A 21,620-nucleotide genomic window follows, 5' to 3' on the forward strand; every position below is an offset into this window, starting at 1 on the left:
CATTTACAAGACTCAGCCTGAAAACGTGGACAACCTCACCGAGATTGAAGGCATCTCACTGGTGCTCGCGCAGCGGCTTCACGATATCGGCATCTACACCCATGCGCAGATCGCCGCCTGGGATGAAGATCAAGTCAAAGAGTTCTCCGCCCGTCTCGCCTTCAAAGACCGCATCTACCGTGAGCGCTGGGTGGAGCAGGCCAGGAAGCTGGTGGCTGCGCCGGCCACTGTCTGAGCCGGCTCTGAATCCGCCGATGATGCGCATTCACGGCGCAACCGCCGCCGCATCGCTGGGTTGGATGCGCTCATGATCACGCGCCTTTTTTTGCTGGTACTGCTGTCTTCGTCTCTCGCCGCCAGCGCCGCCGACTGGCCGCGTTTTCGCGGTCCCAATGGCGGCGGCATCGCGCCGGATGACAAGCCGGTGCCGGTGGAATGGAGCGCCACGAAAAATCTCAAGTGGCAGACCTCTTTGCCTGGTCCGGGTTCTTCCAGCCCCATTGTCGTGGGAGATCGTATCTTCGTCACCTGCTGGAGCGGCTACGCCACGGATGGGCAGCAGGGCACGGGAGACATCACCGCGCTGAAGCGCCATCTCATCTGCGTGGATCGCACCACCGGCAAAATCCTCTGGGATCGCTCCGTGCCCGCCAAGCAGCCGGAGGAGCGCTACGGCGGTATGTTTGCCCAGAACGGCTACGCCAGCCACACGCCGGTGTCGGATGGCAAGAGCGTCTTTGCTTTCTTCGGCAAGTCCGGTGTGCACGCCTTTGATCTCGAAGGAAAGGCACTCTGGCAGGCTGACGTGGGCGACTGGGACGATCGCCGTGGCTGGGGCTCTGCTTCCAGCCCGATTCTGCATGGCGATGTCTTGATCGTTCCCGCGCTTGTCGAAAGCCAGGCGCTGTTTGGCTTCGATAAAACCACCGGCAAACAACTGTGGAAAGCCCCCTCCGAAGGCTTTGCCGGAACTTGGGGCACGCCTATCGTTGTTGAAGTCGAAGGCCGCGCCGATCTTGCCATCGCCGTGCCGAGCGAGGTTTGGGGCTTCAATCCCGACACCGGCAAACTGCGCTGGTATGCCACCGGCCTGCAAAGCGACTCCGTCTGCAACAGCGTCGTGACCGATGGCAGCGCCGTCTTCGCCATGAGCGAGCGCGGCGGCGGCTCCGTCGCCATCAAGGCCGGCGGCAAAGGCGACGTCAGCGCCACCCACACCCTCTGGACCGGCTCCAACGGTTCCCGCATCGCCACACCCATCCTCTGGGAAAACCGTCTCTACTGGATCAGCGGCTCCATCGCCACCTGTCGCGATGCCAAAACGGGTGCTGAAGTCTATACCGAACGCATCGAATCCACCGGTGCTGCCACTGCAGCCGCCCCGCCTCAAGGCGGCAATCAGGGCTTTGGTGGCGGAGGCGGCGGACGTCGCGGCGGTGGTGGCATGGGCGGAGGCGACTACGCCTCCCCCGTCGCCGCCAACGGCCACTTGTACCACGTGAGCCGACGCGGCGAAGTCCTCGTCATCAAACTCGGCCCCAAGTTCGAAGTCATCTCCCGCAACAAAATCGAAGGCGACACCTCCGACCACAGCGCCACCCCCGCCATCAGCAATGGGCAGTTGTTCCTCCGCTCCGCGAAGACGCTCTATTGCATTGGGGAGTGAGTTGGGGCGGGCACTCCATGTGCTCCATTCCGATCTTGCCGAGGAATGCCTTTTTCGATAAAACGAGGCATGCGGCAACCATCATTGAACTCACACTGCGCACTGCGATGCGCATGATCTGGCGCATTCTGCCGTGGCTCTTCGTGGCCAGCACACTGTCGGCTCAAGATCTCAGTTCAGTCCTCGCTCCAGACCTTGCTGACGGCTTCGATTTTCCTGTCGGCGGAGCGGATGCATCGGCGGGCTACAAAGATCTGGCCACCAAACGCTGGCATAAGAAATGGAGCGTGAGTGAGACCGTCATCGATGCGCTTGGGCTTGAGGCTCATGAAACATGGAATGGCAGCGGCGGCGGTGATACGGCTGCAGATCAACCTGTTTACGCATTGGCCACCGGTGCCGTGACCGAGGCGAAAGACGGCGAGATTTGGGTGGAGCATCGCTTTCTCGACAACGGACAACCTCAGCACGTGCTGGTCGGATATTCGGGCATTCATGCCTGCACTCTCAAACCAGGTGACGTGGTGAAGCGCCGTCAGCGCATCGCTCAAATCGCTGCCGGTGCAGATGGCGGCCAGGCACAGCTCACGGTCATACTGCAGCACCTCCTTTACGCCGAAGCGGCCACCTGGCCCATGAGCGTCTCCGCCTTCATTCGCAGCCACAGGCATCTGCTACAGCCCGCGAAGGAGGAGCGCATTCTCATCGCGGTGAAGCATGCCTACCAAATTTCTCTTTGCGAGAAAGGACAAGTAAAACACACGCTGCCCATCGCTCTTGGGCAGGACGGCAGGCAGCGAAAGACAACCGATGGCGACAACCGCACGCCGGTGGGCGAATACCGGATCACGCAGAAGGCCAAGGGGCCATTCGATGGCGGCTACGGCGCTTATCTCGGCGCTGCATGGTTGAGATTAAATTATCCAAACGCCAACGATGCCCGGACCGCATTGATCGAAAATCGAATCACCAAGAAAGAGCACGATCGTATTACGGCGGCGGTGCAGCATGGCTCGTTAGCTCCGACCGATACCTCACTCGGCGGCGGCATCGGTATCCATGGCTGGATCAGCGACTGGCCCGACGGCAAACACCATCTCACATGGGGCTGCCTGAGCCTGCGAAAGGCCGACTTGCTCCAGCTTCACGATTGGGTGAGCAAAGGGACGCGTGTTTTGATCCTGCCGTAAAGAATGGAATTCACGGTGCCTGGGATTCGCTATAACGTTTTCAAGTTGTGCTTGGAAAGCAGTATAAGGTGCGTGCATACTCGACGCAGAATGGAAAAAGAATGACCTCCTTCCGCCCATTTTTGTATCTTATCATTTTGATGTCCTTTGGGATGCAGGCAGGGGTGTGCTGTGCGGAAACGCAACCTGACTATGACTTTCTTGTGATCCCTTTGGATAAGTCGGCTGAGTTTACAGCATCTCTGCTTCGACAGGTGGAAAAGGTAATGGCGCCGTTCACGCCCCCGAAGGAGAAGCTGGCTGCAGTCTCCAGCTTTGTGACCGATGAAGGCTGCTACGTGCTGCATGGGGATTTGTTCGGCAACGCGCAGCGTTTTGTGCTTCTGGAGCTTAATGTTGAATCCTCTTTTGAAAAAATGGCGACTCAAGAAAAGGTGGTGGGGCTTGCAAAGCTGAATGCCGGTCGGTGGGAGCTATGCGCGCTGCTGAATGTTGCCCCAGTATGGCGACCCAAGGGGTGGAAGGAAAGCGAGAACGATTACCTGCCAATTACTCCGACAGAACGGCCATTTGAGCTTGAAGACTCGTCTGACGATGGCGTGCCTGAAGTTATTTTGGCCGCAGAGGTGAACAAGTACTACCAACAGTATTTCATGTTTCGCTGGGATGCCAAAACGAAGAGCCTCATGTGCGTCGCGGACTCCATGGCAAAGCCTGTGCTGAAAGGGGGCTACGTAATTTTGTATTCCAATTCGGGGCGCCGCGCCATCTGGGAGGAGTGGAGATTCTGCCAATGGGAGAAAGACAGGCTTATTGAAAGGGCTTCATGGCATGAAGAGGTGCCATACAACGGCCCAGAAGAACCTTTCATGCTGGCAAGACGCATGAACGCCGACGGCACGGAGGTTGAGTTGAAGGCGAAAGATGGAGAATGGGTTTCAGACACCGAGTCGGTCTATCAGATCACGCGGCAGGAAAAGCCCTTTGCAAGAGTGACGTTCAAGTGGAGCCGGACGTTGGATGCTGTCACAGCTGTTGGATATTATCCGCCAGGCGAAGAGTCTGCCTGCCTCTTTGAAAAGCTCACTGGACTGTCGCGGAAACTCTATCCCGCGAACATAGGGGAAAAGAGTCTCAAGGATTTGGAAAAATCAGTGAAGATCCTCATTGAGGGAGAGCCTGCGGCAGTTCAGATGCTTTCGCCGCGATAGTGGAGTCATCACCGCCACTCATGCTTCGGATACCTTCCACGCAACTGTGCCTTCACCGCCGGATACCCCTCTCTCCAAAATCTCCCAATATCACCCGTCGTTTGAATCGGGCGCTGCGCGGGTGAGAGCAGATGCACGGTGACACTGATGCGCCCCGCTGCCACCTTGGGATTTTCGTTCAGATCATACATGTGCTGGAGCACCGCGCTGACGCTGGGGGGCTGCTTTTCGTCATAGACGATGCGGGCGGTCTTGCCGTTTTTGAGGGGGTAGCGTTCGGGGGCGTATTTGTCGAGCATCTCGCGCTGCGAGTGGCTGAGCCATTGGTGCAGGGCAGGGAAGATGTCTTTGTCCTTGAGCTGGCGGTAGGCGATGCAGCCGGTGCAGACTTGCTCGATGATGAGATGGCGATCCTCCTCGCCGATGGCGGGGATTTCGAGATCGGGCATCCATTTGGAGAGGCAGTTCACGCGGGTGATCCACTGCTCGACCTTGTCGTTCCAGTTGGTGAGTTGCAGACGTCCGGCGATGACTTCGGCGGCGAGCAGGCTGGCGGCGGTGGATTCATCGGGCTCGCCGCGTTCGCGGCTGCTGAGCACAAGGCTGCGGAAGCGCACTTCTTCCAGATTCATCACGCGGCGGTTTACGGCATCGTAAGCAGCGCGGGAGGCGGTGGTGAAGTCTTCGGGGAAGAGTTCGCGCAGCCAGTCCTCTTCAATGCGTGTGCAGTTGTTGAGCTGCACGGTGAGCGCCTTGCCCTGCACCTCGACGATCTCGGCGGCGACGATGAGGCGCGGCGGGCGGATGTGCGCGTCTTTGCCGAGGTGTCCGCTATAACCACCCGCCAGCCGGTAGATGCGGCTGCCGGTGCTGGTCTCCACGCCAAGGTGATCGCTGAACGCAGCGAGCAGCATCTTTGCTAATGCGGTGGGATCGGCGACTTCGTCGTTGATGGGCAGACCGGAGCGTTTGGCGAGCTGGAGGAACTGATCGGCGCTGCGGGCAGCTTCGCGGGAGGCATTGGCGTGGATGCCGTAGCGGGCGCATTCATCGGGGTTGAAGTTCATCGCTTCCGCACGGGCGAAGGCGCGGAGGATGGCCTGGAACTCGGTCACATCATCGTGCTCCCACAGGTCCTCGTTTTTGTGCGAGGCGTTGTTTTTGCCGATGAGCAAGATGTCGCGACCCTGTGCCGCGGCGGCGCATAGCGTGGCTTCGCGCAGACAGCCATACTGCGCGGCGGCGAGAAGCATGCGCGCAAAGCGTGGGTGCAAAGGGAAGCGGCTCATCTGCCGGCCCAGCGTGGTGATGCGGCCTTCGTGATCGAGCGCGCCGAGATCGTGCAGCAGATTCTCTGCGCGCGACATGGAGGCGGGTGTCGGCGCTTCAAACCAATCAAACGGCTCGCGCGAAAGGACTCGCAGTGCCAGCAGGGCTTCGCTCAAATCAAGACGCTGGACTTCGGGCAGCTCGCTTTCAGGGCGCAGCAGGTGATCGCGCTGCGTCCACAGCCTCACGGCGATGCCAGGACCAAGGCGACCTGCGCGTCCGGCGCGCTGCTCCGCCGAAGCGCGGCTAATTTTCTGCACGGTCAGCGTGTTGATGCCACGGCGCGGATCATACGACGCGGTGCGTGCTTGCCCGCCATCCACCACGGCGCGCACGCCTTCGATGGTGAGGGATGTTTCCGCCACGTTTGTGCTGACGATGATCTTCGGCTGATCGCCGGGCGTGACGGCGGCGTCCTGATCCTGCGGTGTCAGCTCGCCATGCAGCGGCACCACACGGCGACCACGCGCAAAGCTGCGGCCCTGGATCGCGGCGATGGTCTTGCGGATTTCATGACCTCCCGGCATGAAGACGAGCATGTCGCCGGAGAATCCGGGCGAGTTGGCAAGGTCCTCGCAGGCGCGTGCGGCCTGATCCCAGATCGGTTCCGGATAGCCGGTCTTGAGCTGCAAGGGGGCCTGATAGCGCACTTCCACAGGGAAGGTGCGGCCTTCGGATTCCAGCAGCTTGCACGGCTGCATGAAATCCACCAGCGGCCCCGGCACCAGCGTGGCGGACATGACGATGATCTTCAAATCCGGCCGCCGCGTACGCTGCAGCTGCCGCGCAAAGGCGAGCACGAGATCGCCATCCAGATGCCGCTCGTGGAATTCATCGATGCAGATGCAGCCCACGCGCTCAAGCTGCGGATCTTCGAGCATCTGCCGCAGCATCACGCCCTCCGTCACATAGCTCAGGCGCGTCTCCTTGCTGGTGATGTTTTCAAACCGCACCTGATAGCCCACCTCGCCACCGAGGCGTGCATTGCGCTCACGTGCGACGCGCTGGGCCAGCATGCGTGCAGCGATGCGGCGTGGCTGCAGCACAATGCAGCGTTTGCCCTCGGCCAGCAGGCCGGAGTCCAGCACGAACTGCGGGATCTGCGTGGATTTGCCGGAGCCCGTGGGCGCTTTGATCAGCAGATTCGGCAGCGCCGGATCCAGCAGGGCGGCGGTGAAGGTCTGGCGGAGTTCAAAGATGGGAAGCGTGGCAGGGTTGGACATGGACACCCATGGTGTGGCCCACGAAACCCATGAAATACACGAAAAAATTGCCTGATCAGCTCCTTCAGTGATGACTCAATAGTTCAGCGTCATCATCCAGTAGGCGAAGTCAGCATCATCACTTGGACCAGTGGCGGCGAGGTAAGCGCCCGCGAAGAAGTGCGAGTAGCCGATCAGCATGTCGAGATGTGGCGTGAGCTTGGTGTTGATGGTGAAGTCGAGCTCGCAGCCCGCATGGCTGCTGGCGTTTGGATTGATGGCGCGGACGCGGGTGGTGCCGTTGGCGCGGTACCAGGCATCCCCCGTGGTGGTGAGCCAGAAGGAGTGGAAATCGAGCGTGGTCTTCACTTTCGAATGCGGCTGCGCGGCGAGGCGCAGGACGACGTTCTGCATGTTCTGCCAGGAGAAGGTGTCCATGAAGCCATAGGGCGGATGATTCGTTGGAAAGAGATTCTGGAAGGTGTGCACGCGGCCGTCATTGGGATCGCTGTCGCCACTGCCCGCGCTGTATTCGAGGGCGAGACGTGGCTTCCATGAATGCTTGAGCCAGTTGTAGCCGCCCTCCAGATGGTAGGCGTAGGCACTGAGAGGCTGGCCATTCAGCTGCCCCGTCTGACCGACGAGCTCCACGGTGTAATCCCAGCCTTTCAGCTTGGTGGGGTCGCCTTTGTGGCGTGTGCTAAAGGTGACGAAGTTGGAGACGCCGGTGGGGTTTTCCTCGTGCAGATGAAAGGCGTACAGGTCCGTGGTCTGAAATGGCAGGAACTGGCTGCTGAAGTAGAGGCCGCTGAAGAACTGATTGCGCGTGGCTGCGTCATTGAGCCAGTCGGATTAATTGAACTGCGAGCGGCGGATGCGAACGACGCTGGAGGTGAAGGCATCGAGCCACCAGGTGGGCGTCTGGTAGTGCAGCTTCACCGCATCAAAGGTGCGGCTGAAGTTCTGCCATTCCAGCGGGCCCACGAGACGTTCATCGCCATAGCTGAGCACCTGACGGCCTGCTTTGACACTGAGGTGCGCTGGGTTGCCCAGTTCGATGCTGGCCAGGCGCAGGTCAAAGCTGTCATCGCCCTCCGCGCCGTATTGCAGCGGCACATTGGCGCGCTTTGAGAAAGCCTCGCGCACGTCCTGCCCCTGCACGGCGATTTTGACAAACTCATCTGGCTGCCACTCGACACCCAGTCGTACGCGGGCGAGCAGGTAGGTGTCATCAGTCACCGCGTTGTGGCTGGAGTCGAAGTCGTACGTGTTGTTGCGTGTCTCGCCCCGGGTGCGCGCCTGGAAGTTCCACTTGAGTTGTTCGGCGATGCCTTCGCCCAAGGCAGGGAAGGCACAAAGACTGAGGAAGAGGAGTGGGAGTCGCATGCGTTTTATTTCTGTCACAGACACTCAGGTAACGAAAATAGACTTTCGGTATGGCTTTCATGCTGGTGCGTTATGGTTGGCGGGCTTCCTGAGAGCCATGCCGATGCGGCATCAAAACGATAGCGAAATGGGATTTTCGTTATGCCGTGTATCTGGGTATTCATGGGTGGCAAACCTCCTGCCTTTCCCACTCTAATGAACTACGACGCGCTCATCATCGGTGCCGGACCTGCGGGTTCCAGTGCTGCGGCCATCCTGGCCGAATACGGCCACAAGGTGCTCATTTTGGAACGTGAGAAATTTCCGCGCTACCACATTGGCGAGTCGCTGATTCCTTTCACTTACGGGCCGCTGGAGCGCCTCGGGCTGATCCCGAAGATGAAGAAGTCGCACTTCGTGAAAAAGTACAGCGTGGCCTTTGTGCAGCCGAACGGCAAGGCATCGCAGCCCTTCTATTTCTTCAATCGCTATGATCGCGAGAGCGTGGCGCAGACCTGGCAGGTGCTGCGCTCGGAGTTTGACCAGATGCTGCTGGATCATGCACGTGAGAAAGGTGCCGAGGTGAAGGAGGAGACGGCCGTGCAGGAACTCATCAAAGAGGACGGTCGCGTCGTGGGTGCACGTGCCAAGGACAAGGATGGCAACATCACCGAATACCGCGCCAAGATCACGCTCGATTGCACAGGCAAGGAGGCCTTCAGCGCGACACGCAACAACTGGCGCATGCGCGATCCTTATCTGAACAAGGTGGCGGTGTGGACCTACTACAAGGGATCGCGGCGTGAGCCCGGCATCGACGAAGGCCAGACAATGGTCGCCTACATCCCGGACAAAGGCTGGTTCTGGCACATCCCGCAGCACGATGACATGGTCAGCGTGGGCGTGGTGGCCGAAGGCAAATACCTCACACGCGGCGGTGTGAAGGATCCGAAGGAGATTTTCAATCGCGAGGTCGAGGAGAACCTGTGGATCAAAGAACATCTCGGCACCGGCACCTCGAATGGCGAGTATCGACTCACCAGCGAGTACTCTCATCATGCCAGGCACTGCGCCGGACCCGGGCTGCTGCTGGTGGGTGATGCCTTTGCGTTTCTCGATCCCGTCTTCAGCAGCGGCGTGATGCTGGCGCTGAAATGCGGCGTGCTCTCTGGTGAGACCATTCATCAGGGCATTCTCGAAGGGGATCTCTCACCTGAACGCTTCACCGCCTATGGCGCGACGATCCGTGAGGGCGTGGAGAACATGCGCAAGCTGGTCTATGCCTTCTACAATCCTGACTTCTCCTTCCGCGAAGTCATCAAACGCTTTCCCGATGCAGGAGGTGCCATCACCGACTGTTTGTCTGGCGACGTGAACAAGGACTTCAGCGTGCTCTGGAGCCAGATCCGCGAGTTTGTCCCTCTGCCCGAAGACCTGCCCTATGGCGAACCTCTGGCGGCGTGACACGCCACCGATGTCTCCTCATTCGATCGCGATCTTCTCAGTGATGCCCACCTTCTTATGCATCCACACGATAAAGAAAAACAGGCGCAGCCGCCACTTTGCCGCAAAGGAGAGGCGGGTGCGGCCTGCGAGCACGCAGTTGATGGCGCACATGATTTTCATCTTTTGCGTGGGCTGGAAAAAGATCTGGGCAAAGTACAGCTTGTAGAATTTTTCGATGAACTCCCAGTACTGGCCGATGCGGGCGCGAGTGTCTCTCTCATAGGTGTGCATGGCGGGCGTCAGACCCTTCTGCAGACGCAGGGCTTCATCAATGACCTGCGCGCCTTGCTGCCCGCTGGTCATCGCCAGCAGAACTCCGCTGGAGAAAATAGGATCAATAAAACCCGAGGCATCACCCGCACGCAGCACGCGGTGTGAGACGAGAGCATCATTTTTATACGAGAAGTCAGTCACCACATGAGCCTGAGTCATCTGCACCGCATTCACGAACCGCTCCCTCACGACTTTGGTCGTGCGCACGGCGTTGTCGTAGGCCTGCTGTGGTTCCACGCCCAATGCCTTGAAGTCGGCGGCATCCATCACCAGGCCCACGCTGGTTTTGTTGTCTTCCAGCGGGATCATCCAGAACCAGGAGTTTTCACGGCGGACAATGAGAATGTCTCCGCGTTCTTCGCCCTGCGGCATGTCCACACCTTGGTAGTGGTTGAAAATGGCGATCTTTTTGTGGCCTGGATAATACTTCCTCATCGAGGCCCGGTTGGCGGTGAAGTTGGACAAGCCGCTGGCGTCCACGAGGAAACTGGCGCTGACGGTCTGCTCGGCCCCTGCAGCGTCCTTGTATCGAACGGTGACGTGGGTGTCGTGCACCGTGTGCTCAATCACGGTGCTTTCTTCACGCACATCCGCCCCGCACTCCTGCGAATGATCGAGCAGGATCTTGTCAAACTTCGAGCGCTCCACCTGCACGGCCGTCGGATATTCAGTGAACGATCCCTTGGAGAAATCCAGGCGCACCTTCCGGCTGCCATTGGCCATCAGGAACTGCGCGCCGCGCTTCAGCATGAAGCCGCCGGATTCGATCTTCGACCACACTCCGAGTTCATCGAAGATCTTGCGGTTGTAGGGCAGAAGCGATTCACCGACGTGAAAACGCGGAAACTTCATTTTCTCCAGCACCAGCACACGCCTTCCAGCCTTGGCCAGTGTGGTGGCGGCTGTGGAGCCGGCAGGGCCGCCGCCGATGACAATGACATCCCAGGATGGGCTTGTGGAAGCCGGAGTTACAGGCGCGCTCATTCAGTAAACAACTTTGAGGGTGAACCGCCATTCTCACGCAAGCGCAATGAAGGCGCAACTTCACAAGCAATCTGCAAACCAAAAAACACAGCCACATCACTCCACTGCATCCCATGAAAAGTAATGTCTCTTTTTATCTCTGCACCCTGCTCATTGTAGGCCTGGGAATCTTTGCCGTTCTGCATTTCGGCGCCGATCTGCCGTTTCCAGCGCATGCACGATTGGAAGCGAAAGCGGAAAGCATTGCTGCCAAGCCTGCGGCTTCATCTGGGATTACGGCTGGTAGTTCGACTTTCTCAGCCGTCATGGATGGTCTGCGCGTGAACGCGAATGAACCCGTGAGCCGCCTGCTGGTGCAATTGCTGGTTGTCCTTGTGGCTGCTCGTCTGACGGGCGCTGTGTTCACTCGCTTTGGACAGCCTGCGGTGGTTGGTGAGATGGCGGCTGGTATCCTGCTGGGGCCGTCACTTTTTGGCTGGCTGTCACCTGACGTCTATCAGTTCGTTTTTCCAGCCACCTCACTTGGCACGCTGAAAATGCTCAGTCAGATCGGGGTCTGTCTGTTTCTTTTCTCCGTGGGCATGGAGGTGGACACCGGACACGTGCGCAAAAAGGCCCACACAGCCGTGATGGTGAGTCATGCCAGCATGGTCATTCCATTCTTTCTCGGTGTGCTGCTGGCCTATTTTCTTTACACAAGCCTGGCGCAGATTGGCACCACGTTTAACGCATTCGCTCTGTTCATGGGCATCTCCATGAGCGTCACAGCTTTCCCGGTTCTCGCCCGCATCTTGCAGGAGCGTCGCCTGACGAACACCTTCCTCGGCAGCACGGCCATCACCTGTGCCGCGGTGGATGATGTCACGGCATGGAGCGTGCTTGCCTTTATCGTGGCGATTGTACGCGCCACCAGCATGGCCGCTTCAATCGTGAATCTTGTGTTGGTGGCGGCCTTTATCTCCTTCATGATTCTGATCGTCCGGCCCGCGCTGCCCCGCATGATCGGCACCCGAAATCTGGAGTGTGAAGATCCGCCCAAAGGTGTGCTGGCCTTTGTGATTTGCTTGGTGATGGCGGCAGCCCTGATCACGGAGATCATCGGCATTCATGCTCTTTTTGGTGCCTTCCTTGCGGGAGCGATCATGCCTGATGCTGGCGGCTTCCGGAAGAAGCTCGCGGTGCGCGTGGAAAACTTTAGCTCTGTGTTTCTGCTGCCGCTGTTTTTTGCATTCGTCGGACTGCGGACGCAGATCAATCTGCTGAACGATTGGCAGGGCTGGCTGCTGTGCCTGGGCATCATTGCAGTGGCCACGCTGGGCAAGCTGGGTGGCAGCGCCATTGCCGCACGCTGGACCGGCATGAGCTGGAGCCAATCGCTGCAACTGGGTGCGCTGATGAACACTCGCGGCCTGATGGAGCTCATTGTTTTGAACATGGGCTATGACCTCGGCATCCTCTCACCGCGCATCTTCACCATGATGGTCATCATGGCTCTGGTCACCACGATGATGACAGGACCTCTGCTCACGCTTTTCGGCAGCAGGCAGCCTGCACTGGGGCCTGAAGTTGTTCCCGCATAGATCCCTAAACTCAGCTTCTGCCATCGCAATCTTAGTCTTGGAAAGATCACCTCCATGGAACCAATGAATTCTGAAAACACCACGTGCGATGTGGTTGTCATGGGGGGCGCTCTCTCCGGGGCGGCCACCGCCACTCTGCTGCTGCGCCACAATCCGGGCATACGCGTCCTGATCCTGGAAAAAAACGAGCGGCTGGGGCGGCGCGTGGGAGAGGCGACGGTGGAAGTCAGCGCCTTCTTCATGGGCAAAGTTCTGGGACTGACGCAGTACTTGAACGAGAACCACATTTGCAAGCAGGGGCTGCGATTCTGGTTTGCCAACAAGGAGGTGGCATCCATCGCCGAGGCGAGTGAACTGGGTTCCAAGTATCAGGTCAAGCTGCCGTCTTACCAGCTGGACCGCTCCACTTTTGATGAGGAGGTGCTGCGCCGTGCTTGTGCCGCAGGAGCCACGCTGCTGCGCCCTGTCAGCATCACCAGTGTGCAGCTCGCAGAGGGTGGCATGCAGACCGTCACTTATAAACAGGGAGACATGACTCACACGGTGCAGGCGCGCTGGATCGTGGATGCTTCAGGTGTGGCTGCGCTGATCTCCCGCAAGAATGGCTGGTGGAAGTCCAATTTTGAACATCCCACCACCGCCGCATGGTCGCGCTGGAAAGGGGTGAAGGATTGGGACGGCCGCGAACTGGCAGAAAAATACCCCGAATGGTCCGCCGCGCTCTACTGTGTGCGCGGCACGGCGACGAATCACGTCATCGGCGATGGCTGGTGGAGCTGGTGGATTCCACTCAAGGGTGGAGACATGAGCGTGGGCGTCGTCTTTGATCAGCGCATTGTCGATTTCCCCACGGAGGGCGGCAAGGTGGGCGATCGGTTGAAGAACTTCCTCATGAAGCATCCCGTCGCCCGCGATCTGCTGGCAGATGCGCAGTATGATGAGAGCGATGTGCACTGGCGCAAAAACCTCGCTTATTACAGCACCACCTTTGCCGGAGACGGCTTTGTGCTGGCGGGGGATGCCGCCGCGTTCATGGATCCCTTTTACAGCCCCGGCATGGACTGGATTTCCTACACCACGAGCAGTGCCGCAAACCTGATCACCCAGCAGCGAAAGGGTGGACCCATGGCCGATCTGGTGCCGCAGTACAATCACACCTTCTCCACCAGCCACCGCTGCTGGTTCCTGTCTTTGTACAAAGACAAGTATGAGTACATGGGCGAGTTTGATCTCATGGATCTGGCTTACCGCCTCGACCTGGGGCTCTACTACTGGGGTGTGGTGAGGCATCCGTTTGAGCAAGGGGCCACTGCGCTACACACACCGCCCTTCGCCACGGGGCAGGGGTTTGTGTTCAAGCTCATGAGCACCTACAACCGGCGCTTTGCACAGATCGCTCGTCGCCGCAGGCGCACCAAGGAGCTCGGTAAGGCGAATCGCAACAAGCGCAGCCTCATCACCGGCTTCAAGATACACCGCAACGATGCCATCAAACTCTTTGGCATGCTGGCCGAGTGGGTCATTTTGGAGATCCGTGAAGGCTGGCGCAGCTGGGGTGAAACTGCTGAAGATGTCGCAGCATCACATCTGCCATCGCAGACAAAAGCCACACCTGCGATGGCATGAGATGCAGCGGGGCAGCCTACTACATGCTGAGTTGTTCGTCTCCATCCGGTTCGGGCTTGTAAGTGCCGGAACCCACGAGGCGCTCAAAAATCGGTGACGCCATGAGCGTGGTGACCACGGCCATGATGACGAGCGTGGCGAACAATCCTTCCGAAATGATGCCGCGCTGCAGGCCGATGTTGATGATGATCAGCTCCATCAGGCCGCGTGCGTTCATGAGGATGCCGATGCCCATCGATTCGCGTGCGGAGATGCCGGTGGCACGTGCAGCCAGGGTGCAGGCGAGCCATTTGCCCATCACCGCTGCCACGAGCACCGCGGCGCACATGCCCCAGAGGTACCAGGTGTTGAGCAGGCCGATCTTTGTGTTCAGGCCGGAATAGGTGAAGAACAGCGGCAGCAGCAGCGCCACGGCCAGCGGTTGAATGCGGGCGCACAGATCGCGCACCATAAGGCCGCGCGGCATGGCTGCGCCCATGATGAAAGCGCCGAACACCGCGTGAAGACCGATCATATCGGTGAACCACGCACCCAGGGACATCATGGCGATGCCAATGACCAGTCCGGCATCGGTGAGCTTTTCGTCTTTGATCAGCAGCGTGGAGAATTTCGCGAGCAATGGCCGGATGATGAGCAGCGCGACGCTCACGAATCCGATGGCACCGCCGATGTTGTAGAGGGCGTGACCGATGTTGTTGTCAAAACTCGCGAGCACGACGGCGAGAAGAATCCAGGCCGTGGCATCATCGATGGCACCCGCCCCGATGGCCACGGTGCCCATGGTGGTGCCGGCGAGTCCTTTGAAGTGAATGATGCGGGCCAGCATCGGGAATGCCGTGATGCACATGGAGGCACCCAAAAAGAGCATGGCCTCCATGATCGAGGTCTTTTTTGGGAACAGCTCGGTATGATGGAAGAGAATCCAGGCAAGCCCGGCACCAAGAAGAAACGGCGTGACCATTCCGGCAACCGAGACAGCGACACTGCTTTTCAAGCGCTTGGCGACGATGTCCACGCGGAACTCCATGCCGACGATGAACATGTAGAGCGCCAGCCCGAGCTGCGACGCTGGAAAAAGATAGCAGGAGGTGTCACGGAGCTTTTGCGTCTTGTCCCAGGGGAAGAGCCACTGCTGCCATTCAGGGGCCAGAGCGCCAAAGAGGGAAGGGCCGAGCAGTACGCCGGTGATCATCTCTGCAACGACCTGCGGTTGGCCGAAGCGCGCCGCAATGGCCCCCACAGCGCGGCAGGCGAGCAGGATGACGGCAATTTGAAGGAAAAACTGGACGGCAAGGGAGACGTTATTCATGAATATCCAGCATATATGTCGCAGGTGAGCTGGTAACGAAAATAGACTTTCGCTATGTGTTTGATGCCGATACGGTATAACTAGCACCGATTATGGAACTGCGTCATCTGCGATATTTTCAAGCCGTGGCCGAGGAGTTGAGCTTCTCACGCGCCGCACGTCGGCTCCGCATCGCCCAGCCTGCATTAAGCCGCGCGGTTCAGGAGATGGAGCGTGAGTTGGGCGCGCAGTTGATCGAGCGAGAGCGGCGTTCGCCACGGCTCACACCAGCTGGTACCGTGCTGCTGCATGAGACGGGTTTGATTCTCGAACGCCTGGACGATGCCCTGCGCCGCGTGCGCCGCACTGCCAAGGGGGAGGAGGGCGAGCTGCGGCTGGGCTACATCGGCCCGCCGACACGGCCTTTTCTCGCGCGGCTGCTCAAAGAATATGGAAAGCGCTTCCCACGTGTGACCGTGATTCTGGAGGAACGCACGCCGGAGCGTGTGTGGGAAATGGTTTCAAAGGGCCGCTTGTCGGTCGGTTTGACCCGCCCCGTGTTTGCGCATGATGCTCTCGGTTTGCAGACGCTGCTGCTGCGGGAGGAAAAATTCTGCGCCGCCGTGCCGCTCGATCATCCCTGGGCGAAGCTGACTTCGCTGAATTGGAAGAAGCTCGCGGGAGAGCCGCTCATCCTGCTGGCGCGGCGGGAGGGGGCGGGCTCCCATGACGCCATTCATGCCTCCTTTGAGGAAGCGGGTTTCGCCCCGCGCGTGAAGCACACGCCAAGTCTGATCGGCACGGTCTTGCAATACGTCGAAGCGGGGGCTGGCATCGGCATCGTGCCGGAAAGCACGGCGAACAAGAGCCTCGCCCTGATCCCCCTCAAGCCGCAGCAGACCATCCCGCTGGTGATGGTGTGGGCCAAGGAAGGGGATGATCCGGCGGTGCTGGCGTTTCGGGATCTGGTGAAAGAATGGCTGCGCGCAGGAGAGTTGTGGGGCTGAAATGCGTTGCACCACAGCCCCGCTGGTGCTCCTTTCGCGCCCCCCTCGCCGGTGGCAATCCAGTCATTCGGCACACCTCATACCCCTCAATCGTCCCACCTACCATGTCTACCGACGCCAAGAACTCTATCGCGCAAATGGAGAAGATCGTTTCCCTCTGCAAGCGCCGCGGCTTCATCTATCAAAGCAGCGAAATCTACGGCGGCTGCGGCGGCGTGTGGGACTACGGCCCGCTGGGTGCCGAACTGAAGCGCAATCTGCGCAGCGCCTGGTGGAACACCATGACCCGCGAACGTGAAGACGTGCTGGGCCTCGACGCCAGCATCCTCATGAATCCGGCCATCTGGAAGGCCAGCGGCCACGTGGACACCTTTGCCGACCTCATGCGTGAGTGCTCGCTGACGAACAAGCGCGTGCGTGCGGACCATGTGGAGCCGCAGGACGGCGTGGTCATGAAATACAGCGGCGCCACCTCTCCGACAGGCTGGCGCTGGGACCGCACGGTGTCCGCTTTGCTGAAAAATGGCGAGCACATCGAAAGCTTCCGCAAACGCATCCGCGCCCTGATCGCGCAGAACGCCGGTGAATCCGCTGGCAAGCCCGAGGAGATCGAACTGCTCAATGAAGAGAAGATCGACGCCGTGAACGGCAGTGTCGATTTCCACCCGGAAACCGGCGGTGCTCTCGGCGAGGCGCGTCCTTTCAACCTCATGCTCAAGACTTACCTTGGCCCAACAGCGACCGAGGCTGACGTGACCTACCTGCGTCCCGAAACCGCGCAGGCCATCTTCGCGCAGTTCAAGAACGTCTTCGACTCCAGCCGTGTGAAGGTGCCTTTTGGCATCGGCCAGATCGGCAAGGCTTTCCGCAACGAGGTCACACCGAAGAACTTCACCTTCCGCAGCCGCGAGTTTGAGCAGATGGAGCTCGAGTTCTTCATCAAGCCCGACGAAGCCGTCGAGATCATCAGCGGCGAAGTCGCCGTGTGGAGCGAAGGCGCGGACCTCAGCGAGCCGAAGCCCAACTGGGGCTGGCAGATGTGGCACCGCTACTGGGTCGATCAGCGCACCAAGTTCTACGAAGGCATCGGCCTCGGCGATGTGCTGGAATACTACTGGCAGACGCCAGCAGACCTGGCCCACTATGCACGCGCCTGCGTGGACATCCTCTGCGAGTTCCCCTTCGGCACCGAAGAACTCGAAGGCATCGCCGCCCGTGGCGACTTCGATTTGTCCGCGCATCAAACCGCCAGCACGAAGTCCCAGGAAATCTTCGACGAAGAACTCAAGACCGCCGCTGCGAAACTCACCGACGAGCAGAAGGAAGCCCTCATCCAGAAGCGCCTCGCCGCTGAAGCCGCCAAGACCAAGGGCGAGCCGATGCCCGAGCCTGCCGTGCGTGCTTGGTTCGAGCGCCTCTTCAAAGGCAGCTACGTCCCCCACGTTATCGAGCCTTCCGCTGGTCTCGACCGCATGGCGCTCGCCGTCCTCGCCAAGGCATTCTCTGAAACCGAAAAGGTGGATGAGAAGGGCAAGAAGGAGATCATCACCGTCCTGCACCTGCATCCGCGTGTGGCCCCGATCAAGGTCGGCGTCTTCCCACTGCTGAAGAACAAGCCTGAACTCGTCGCCAAGGCGCGTGAGGTCTATGCACTGCTCAAGAAGCACATGAACTGCTTCTACGACGAAACCGCCTCCATCGGCCGCCGCTACGCTCGTCAGGACGAAGTCGGCACGCCCTTCGGCGTGACGATCGACTTCGACTCCCTCGGCGAAAAAGGCCCCGAATTGCTGGATACCGTGACCCTGCGCCATCGCGACAGCGGCGAGCAGGAGCGCGTGAAGATCAGCGATCTTCTCGGCAAGCTGCTGCCGCTGGTGTCGTAAGGCAAGTCCAAGAGGGGGGATCTTCTTGATCCCCCCAGTTTGGAAGCGTTGAATGATTTGGCGCGTGGAGGGATCAAGGTGATCCCTCTCCTCTAGGCCCCCATTCGCAGCGCGAGATAAGGTGTTAGGTTGAGCAGAAGGATGCCAATCTTGTAGATCGCCATGGCAATGTAGTGGGCGCCGTCAAACTGCTCCACCGAAATCCCAAACCACCGGGCATGCAGGCGGTAAAGTGAATCGTGGGCCACGGTGAAGGCAATAAACCACAGCATGAGCACGCCATAGTTGATGCCGAGGCACCACAAAAGAAAGCTGCGGGCGGTCTCGATGTTCATGCTGAAGCATCTGCCCAACTGCAAGTTTGTCAGGTGCTTTGTGGCGGACGGCGTCGGAGGAGGTCTGTCTGCCACGCTGCGTGTCAAACATGCGGTTACTCCATTTGGGGAGTCTCCGATCGACCGAACCATGGGCGGGAACCGGCGGAAAACAGCAAGGCCACTCCTGTCACATGCAGGACTGCCTGGGTGAGGTTGAGCATACCAGAAATGAAGGAGTCGCCGAAGCATTTAATCATATCCATCAGTCCGTCAGGAAGACCGATGACAAGGAGAACCAAGAAAGTGACGCGCACCCAGTGATAACCTTCATCGATCATCGTGATCAACCAGATCGTAAAAACGAGCGTCACAAAAAGAATTAAAAAACCGAATTCAAGGTGTGCCGTTGACCGTATTTGAGGCCAGTTGATCCAGAGGTTTGGAATAGTAAGGGCGAGTGACAGCCAAAGCAGGTGAATGGCGTTGGAAACGGATGGCGGTCGTGGAAGTGATGCGGAGCGGGAACGGGTGGTTGGAGTGTTGGCTGTGGCAGGTGATGAGTGGGCTGGTGGCCTGGGCAGCGGCACGAGATCCGGTGCAACGAAGGAGTGTTTTGCCTCGGGCGACATGAGGCGATTGCGCGAGTAGAAGAGCAGGGGAGTGCGTTTGTCGCAGAGTTGGGTTTGAGCGTCAAAGAACGCATCAGCCGTGTCTGCGGGGCCGAACTGGCGCAGCGCGGTGTAAACGAGCTGCAGCCAGACCTGCGTCATCGTTTCATGATAGCCACCGGTGGGTGTGTCCTGGATGCCTTGAGCGGCATTGTAGGCTTGGATGCCAACGCGAAGCCGTTCCAAGGCCTCGGGCTGGGAGAAACGGATCAGATACAGGTAGGCCACCTTCAGGTGGGCACGGTGAGTCCATTCTTCCTTTGGCAGAGAGTGATCCTCAAAACGGCGGAGATGTTCTTCGTCGTTCATGGCTTCACACCTCAACCCAGAATCACATCTCCAAGAAGTTCTTCAGCAGCTTCTTGCCTTCCTGTGTCAGGATGGATTCGGGATGAAACTGCACGCCGTGAATGGGAAGCTCCTTGTGTCGCAGACCCATGATCTCGGATTCGTCATCGCTGGCGGTGGCGGTGATGGCGAGGCAGTCGGGCAGGGTGTCGCGTTTGACGAGCAGCGAGTGGTAGCGCGTGGCTTCAAAGGGCTGTGGCAGGCCTTTGAAGACGGACTCTCCCTTGTGATTGATCATCGAGGTCTTGCCGTGCATGAGGCGTCCGGCACGGACGACATCGCCGCCGAAGACGTGGCCGATGGCCTGATGCCCCAGGCAGACACCGAGGAGCGGGGTGGATTTGCCAAAACGCTCGATCACCGCGCAGCTGATGCCGGCTTCCTTCGGCGTGCAGGGGCCGGGAGAGATGCAGATATGGTCGGGCTTGAGCTTCTCGATCTCGTCCAGTGTCACCTGGTCGTTGCGGCGGATTTCCATGACGGCTCCCATCTCGCCGAAGTATTGGACGAGGTTGTAGGTGAAGGAGTCGTAGTTGTCGATGATGAGAAGCATGGGAACGTCAGGCAGTCAGGGCGGGTCAGAAGCCGCGGAGTTGGAGGATGTTGTCGAGTTCAGCCTGGAAGGCGGGGATGTCAGCGGCGGGTGGCTGGTAGCCGGGGGCGGGGCCTCGCATGCCAAAGCGGCCCTGCTCATCCATGAACCACTGTACGGTGACGCCATCGCTGAAGGTGGCCCTGCCGCTGATGACGGCGCCGGGAGGCGGGACTTCATCCACGCTTACCTTCAATGCACCGCCCGCAGGAGCTTCGTCAGCCACGGCTGCCTCGCCATCCGCCGCAGGTTCAGGCGGCGGTGGGGCAGGCTTTTCCTCGGGCGGGACTTCACGTGGCTTGTCCTGGATTTTGACACCCAGCTCCATGATGAGCAGGCGCGTCTCCATGTACGTCAGGGTGGTGTCGCATTCGCTGCGGAGGCGGTCCTGGATCTGATTGAGATTGGCACCTTCAGCGGCCCATTGTTCGACGAGTTGACGCTGCTGTGGAGTGAGATTGGCCATGAGAGAGGGATACGTAGCGGGAACGGTTTCAGCCGTTCATCTTGTCGGTGATGATGTGGCAGAGTGTGGAGGCTTTTTTGTGCAGCGTCTTCACTTCTTCCAGAGTCAGGGCCTTGCCTTCCGGCACATCCAGCAGCGGAAGCATGGACTCCAGGCCTTTGCGCAGCTCCTGCAGCGCAGGGTTTTTCATGATGCTCGGGTGCAGGCTGTCGAGGCTCATCATGTAATACTCGGCGATGTCACGACGCGTGAGCTGGCGGGTCTTTTCCTCCGCGTAGTTGTCGCTGATGCTCTTGGTGGCGATCTCCAGTGCACGCAGCCAGCCGCCGAGGCTGATGAGATGCGCGATGTCCACATCCCGCAGCATGACCATCTCCGCCTCCACGTCGGCCTGGGTTTTGGCCAGTTCCACGCGCAGGTCCTTCCAGTTGCCCTTGAGGCTGTATTCAAACAGGCTGCCGGTGTGCTTGTTCATGCGGTTGCCCGCGCCCAGAGCCTTGCCGTACTTGATCATGGCGCGGCCCACGGCCTCCATCTCTTCCACGCGCTCACATTGCACGATGAGGAATCCGTCGGCGATCAGGGTGCCGAGGCCCATGGCCACGATGACGCGGTCGGCGGGTGTTTTGTCGGTGAAGGGGCGCTTCAGGTCGTCAAAGCGCAGCTTGCCGACGTTGTTCAGCATGTCGAAGAGCTTGCGAATGGAGGGGGTGGTGAACTGGTTTACCCCGTATTCTTCACGCACATGCTCATCACCCACCACATCCTCCGGGATGGGGTTCTTCTCCGGCGTGCGTTCCGGTGAGGCCGGAGCTGCATCTTGGGCGTTGAGCACAGCAATGCCAGCGGCTCCGAGCACGGGCAGCAGCAGGCGGGCGATGAAACGACGAGTCATGGTGCGGAGAGGATACGTAGTCGCCCCGGTATTTCCAGTGCGAGTCTGGAAAAGCTTTAAGAGTGCATTTCGCTACATTTGCACGATTTCCACCGTTCATTGCTTTCACCATGCGCCTGTTCTTCACCCTGATCCTTCTTTCAGCATTCAACCTGTCCGCCCAGGAGGTGCCGCCACCGCTGACGGAATATCAGGGCCGCGTGATTGCGCGAACCATGCAC

The 21,620-nt window shown here is 59.4% G+C and carries 17 protein-coding genes and 2 pseudogenes; 9 read left to right on the plus strand and 10 right to left on the minus strand.

Features of this window, described 5'->3' with window-relative positions:
* The 4 genes and pseudogenes from WAW39_RS14705 to WAW39_RS14720 all read left to right on the plus strand — a co-directional run.
* Positions 1 to 235, plus strand: a pseudogene (locus tag WAW39_RS14705) (NADH-quinone oxidoreductase subunit E); the annotation flags it as partial.
* A 72-nt stretch (positions 236 to 307) separates the two neighbouring features.
* Positions 308 to 1,666, plus strand: a complete 1,359-nt coding sequence (locus tag WAW39_RS14710) for a PQQ-binding-like beta-propeller repeat protein (RefSeq protein WP_422319955.1) — start codon at positions 308 to 310, stop codon at positions 1,664 to 1,666.
* A gap of 113 nt (positions 1,667 to 1,779) precedes the next feature.
* Complete coding sequence (locus WAW39_RS14715; RefSeq protein WP_422319956.1) at positions 1,780 to 2,856, plus strand: L,D-transpeptidase; 1,077 nt, start codon at positions 1,780 to 1,782, stop codon at positions 2,854 to 2,856.
* A 101-nt stretch (positions 2,857 to 2,957) separates the two neighbouring features.
* Entirely contained in the window at positions 2,958 to 4,067 is a 1,110-nt protein-coding gene (locus WAW39_RS14720) for a hypothetical protein (RefSeq protein ID WP_422319957.1), read from the plus strand.
* A gap of 8 nt (positions 4,068 to 4,075) precedes the next feature.
* Here the strand turns inward: WAW39_RS14720 and hrpB are convergent, their stop codons facing one another.
* Together hrpB and WAW39_RS14730 are read right to left on the minus strand one after the other, a co-directional pair.
* Positions 4,076 to 6,619, minus strand: a complete 2,544-nt coding sequence (gene hrpB, locus WAW39_RS14725; RefSeq protein WP_422319958.1) for an ATP-dependent helicase HrpB — start codon at positions 6,617 to 6,619, stop codon at positions 4,076 to 4,078.
* Between the two features lie 75 nt (positions 6,620 to 6,694).
* A pseudogene (locus WAW39_RS14730) lies at positions 6,695 to 7,984 on the minus strand (alginate export family protein).
* A gap of 195 nt (positions 7,985 to 8,179) precedes the next feature.
* On the opposite strand from WAW39_RS14730, the gene WAW39_RS14735 reads away from it, so the two are divergent.
* Positions 8,180 to 9,427: an NAD(P)/FAD-dependent oxidoreductase gene (locus WAW39_RS14735; RefSeq protein ID WP_422319959.1), complete on the plus strand. Its 1,248-nt coding sequence runs from the start codon at positions 8,180 to 8,182 to the stop codon at positions 9,425 to 9,427.
* A gap of 18 nt (positions 9,428 to 9,445) precedes the next feature.
* Here the strand turns inward: WAW39_RS14735 and WAW39_RS14740 are convergent, their stop codons facing one another.
* Positions 9,446 to 10,726 (minus strand): NAD(P)/FAD-dependent oxidoreductase, encoded by a 1,281-nt coding sequence (locus tag WAW39_RS14740; RefSeq protein WP_422319960.1) that lies wholly within the window; start codon positions 10,724 to 10,726, stop codon positions 9,446 to 9,448.
* Positions 10,723 to 10,941 carry a hypothetical protein gene (locus WAW39_RS14745; protein WP_422319961.1) on the minus strand — a complete coding sequence of 73 codons (219 nt, stop codon included), beginning with the start codon at positions 10,939 to 10,941 and terminating at the stop codon, positions 10,723 to 10,725. The genes WAW39_RS14740 and WAW39_RS14745 overlap by 4 nt, the downstream gene beginning before the upstream one ends.
* A 90-nt stretch (positions 10,942 to 11,031) precedes the next feature.
* On the opposite strand from WAW39_RS14745, the gene WAW39_RS14750 reads away from it, so the two are divergent.
* Entirely contained in the window at positions 11,032 to 12,306 is a 1,275-nt protein-coding gene (locus tag WAW39_RS14750) for a cation:proton antiporter (protein WP_422319962.1), read from the plus strand.
* 63 nt (positions 12,307 to 12,369) lie between these two features.
* Entirely contained in the window at positions 12,370 to 13,932 is a 1,563-nt protein-coding gene (locus tag WAW39_RS14755; protein WP_422319963.1) for an NAD(P)/FAD-dependent oxidoreductase, read from the plus strand.
* Positions 13,933 to 13,951: 19 nt separating this feature from the next.
* Here WAW39_RS14755 and WAW39_RS14760 read toward each other — a convergent pair whose 3' ends face one another.
* On the minus strand, positions 13,952 to 15,241 hold the full coding sequence (locus WAW39_RS14760; RefSeq protein ID WP_422319964.1) for a cation:proton antiporter: 1,290 nt from the start codon (positions 15,239 to 15,241) through the stop codon (positions 13,952 to 13,954).
* Positions 15,242 to 15,333: 92 nt separating this feature from the next.
* Here WAW39_RS14760 and WAW39_RS14765 point away from each other — a divergent pair, with 92 nt between their 5' ends.
* Together WAW39_RS14765 and WAW39_RS14770 are read left to right on the plus strand one after the other, a co-directional pair.
* Positions 15,334 to 16,227 (plus strand): LysR family transcriptional regulator, encoded by an 894-nt coding sequence (locus WAW39_RS14765; protein ID WP_422319965.1) that lies wholly within the window; start codon positions 15,334 to 15,336, stop codon positions 16,225 to 16,227.
* A 104-nt stretch (positions 16,228 to 16,331) separates the two neighbouring features.
* Positions 16,332 to 18,113, plus strand: a complete 1,782-nt coding sequence (locus WAW39_RS14770) for a glycine--tRNA ligase (protein ID WP_422319966.1) — start codon at positions 16,332 to 16,334, stop codon at positions 18,111 to 18,113.
* A 92-nt stretch (positions 18,114 to 18,205) separates the two neighbouring features.
* On the opposite strand, the gene WAW39_RS14775 is transcribed toward WAW39_RS14770, so the two are convergent.
* From WAW39_RS14775 to WAW39_RS14795, 5 genes are all read right to left on the minus strand, one after another.
* Complete coding sequence (locus WAW39_RS14775; protein WP_422319967.1) at positions 18,206 to 18,448, minus strand: DUF6868 family protein; 243 nt, start codon at positions 18,446 to 18,448, stop codon at positions 18,206 to 18,208.
* A gap of 95 nt (positions 18,449 to 18,543) precedes the next feature.
* Positions 18,544 to 19,407 (minus strand): hypothetical protein, encoded by an 864-nt coding sequence (locus WAW39_RS14780; protein WP_422319968.1) that lies wholly within the window; start codon positions 19,405 to 19,407, stop codon positions 18,544 to 18,546.
* Positions 19,408 to 19,429: 22 nt separating this feature from the next.
* Complete coding sequence (locus WAW39_RS14785; RefSeq protein ID WP_422319969.1) at positions 19,430 to 19,999, minus strand: anthranilate synthase component II; 570 nt, start codon at positions 19,997 to 19,999, stop codon at positions 19,430 to 19,432.
* Between the two features lie 25 nt (positions 20,000 to 20,024).
* A complete protein-coding gene (locus tag WAW39_RS14790) occupies positions 20,025 to 20,504 on the minus strand; it encodes a hypothetical protein (protein WP_422319970.1) in 480 nt (159 codons plus the stop codon).
* 28 nt (positions 20,505 to 20,532) lie between these two features.
* Positions 20,533 to 21,399 carry a hypothetical protein gene (locus WAW39_RS14795; protein ID WP_422319971.1) on the minus strand — a complete coding sequence of 289 codons (867 nt, stop codon included), beginning with the start codon at positions 21,397 to 21,399 and terminating at the stop codon, positions 20,533 to 20,535.
* Positions 21,400 to 21,620: the final 221 nt, after the last annotated feature.

The organism is Prosthecobacter sp., assembly GCF_049294395.1.
Lineage (GTDB): Bacteria > Verrucomicrobiota > Verrucomicrobiia > Verrucomicrobiales > Verrucomicrobiaceae > Prosthecobacter.

Coding starts and splice junctions, on each gene's coding strand:
- WAW39_RS14765 (WP_422319965.1), top strand. CDS start 15,334: ATGGAACTGCGTCATCTGCGATATTTTCAAGCCGTGGCCGAGGAGTTG.
- WAW39_RS14790 (WP_422319970.1), bottom strand. CDS start 20,504: ATGGCCAATCTCACTCCACAGCAGCGTCAACTCGTCGAACAATGGGCC.
- WAW39_RS14795 (WP_422319971.1), bottom strand. CDS start 21,399: ATGACTCGTCGTTTCATCGCCCGCCTGCTGCTGCCCGTGCTCGGAGCC.
- WAW39_RS14740 (WP_422319960.1), bottom strand. CDS start 10,726: ATGAGCGCGCCTGTAACTCCGGCTTCCACAAGCCCATCCTGGGATGTC.
- WAW39_RS14735 (WP_422319959.1), top strand. CDS start 8,180: ATGAACTACGACGCGCTCATCATCGGTGCCGGACCTGCGGGTTCCAGT.
- WAW39_RS14770 (WP_422319966.1), top strand. CDS start 16,332: ATGTCTACCGACGCCAAGAACTCTATCGCGCAAATGGAGAAGATCGTT.
- WAW39_RS14710 (WP_422319955.1), top strand. CDS start 308: ATGATCACGCGCCTTTTTTTGCTGGTACTGCTGTCTTCGTCTCTCGCC.
- WAW39_RS14780 (WP_422319968.1), bottom strand. CDS start 19,407: ATGAACGACGAAGAACATCTCCGCCGTTTTGAGGATCACTCTCTGCCA.
- hrpB (WP_422319958.1), bottom strand. CDS start 6,619: ATGTCCAACCCTGCCACGCTTCCCATCTTTGAACTCCGCCAGACCTTC.
- WAW39_RS14755 (WP_422319963.1), top strand. CDS start 12,370: ATGAATTCTGAAAACACCACGTGCGATGTGGTTGTCATGGGGGGCGCT.
- WAW39_RS14785 (WP_422319969.1), bottom strand. CDS start 19,999: ATGCTTCTCATCATCGACAACTACGACTCCTTCACCTACAACCTCGTC.
- WAW39_RS14775 (WP_422319967.1), bottom strand. CDS start 18,448: ATGAACATCGAGACCGCCCGCAGCTTTCTTTTGTGGTGCCTCGGCATC.
- WAW39_RS14760 (WP_422319964.1), bottom strand. CDS start 15,241: ATGAATAACGTCTCCCTTGCCGTCCAGTTTTTCCTTCAAATTGCCGTC.
- WAW39_RS14745 (WP_422319961.1), bottom strand. CDS start 10,941: ATGCGCTGGAAACGGCAGATCGGCGCCGAAATGCAGAACGGCAAAGAT.
- WAW39_RS14715 (WP_422319956.1), top strand. CDS start 1,780: ATGATCTGGCGCATTCTGCCGTGGCTCTTCGTGGCCAGCACACTGTCG.
- WAW39_RS14750 (WP_422319962.1), top strand. CDS start 11,032: ATGGATGGTCTGCGCGTGAACGCGAATGAACCCGTGAGCCGCCTGCTG.
- WAW39_RS14720 (WP_422319957.1), top strand. CDS start 2,958: ATGACCTCCTTCCGCCCATTTTTGTATCTTATCATTTTGATGTCCTTT.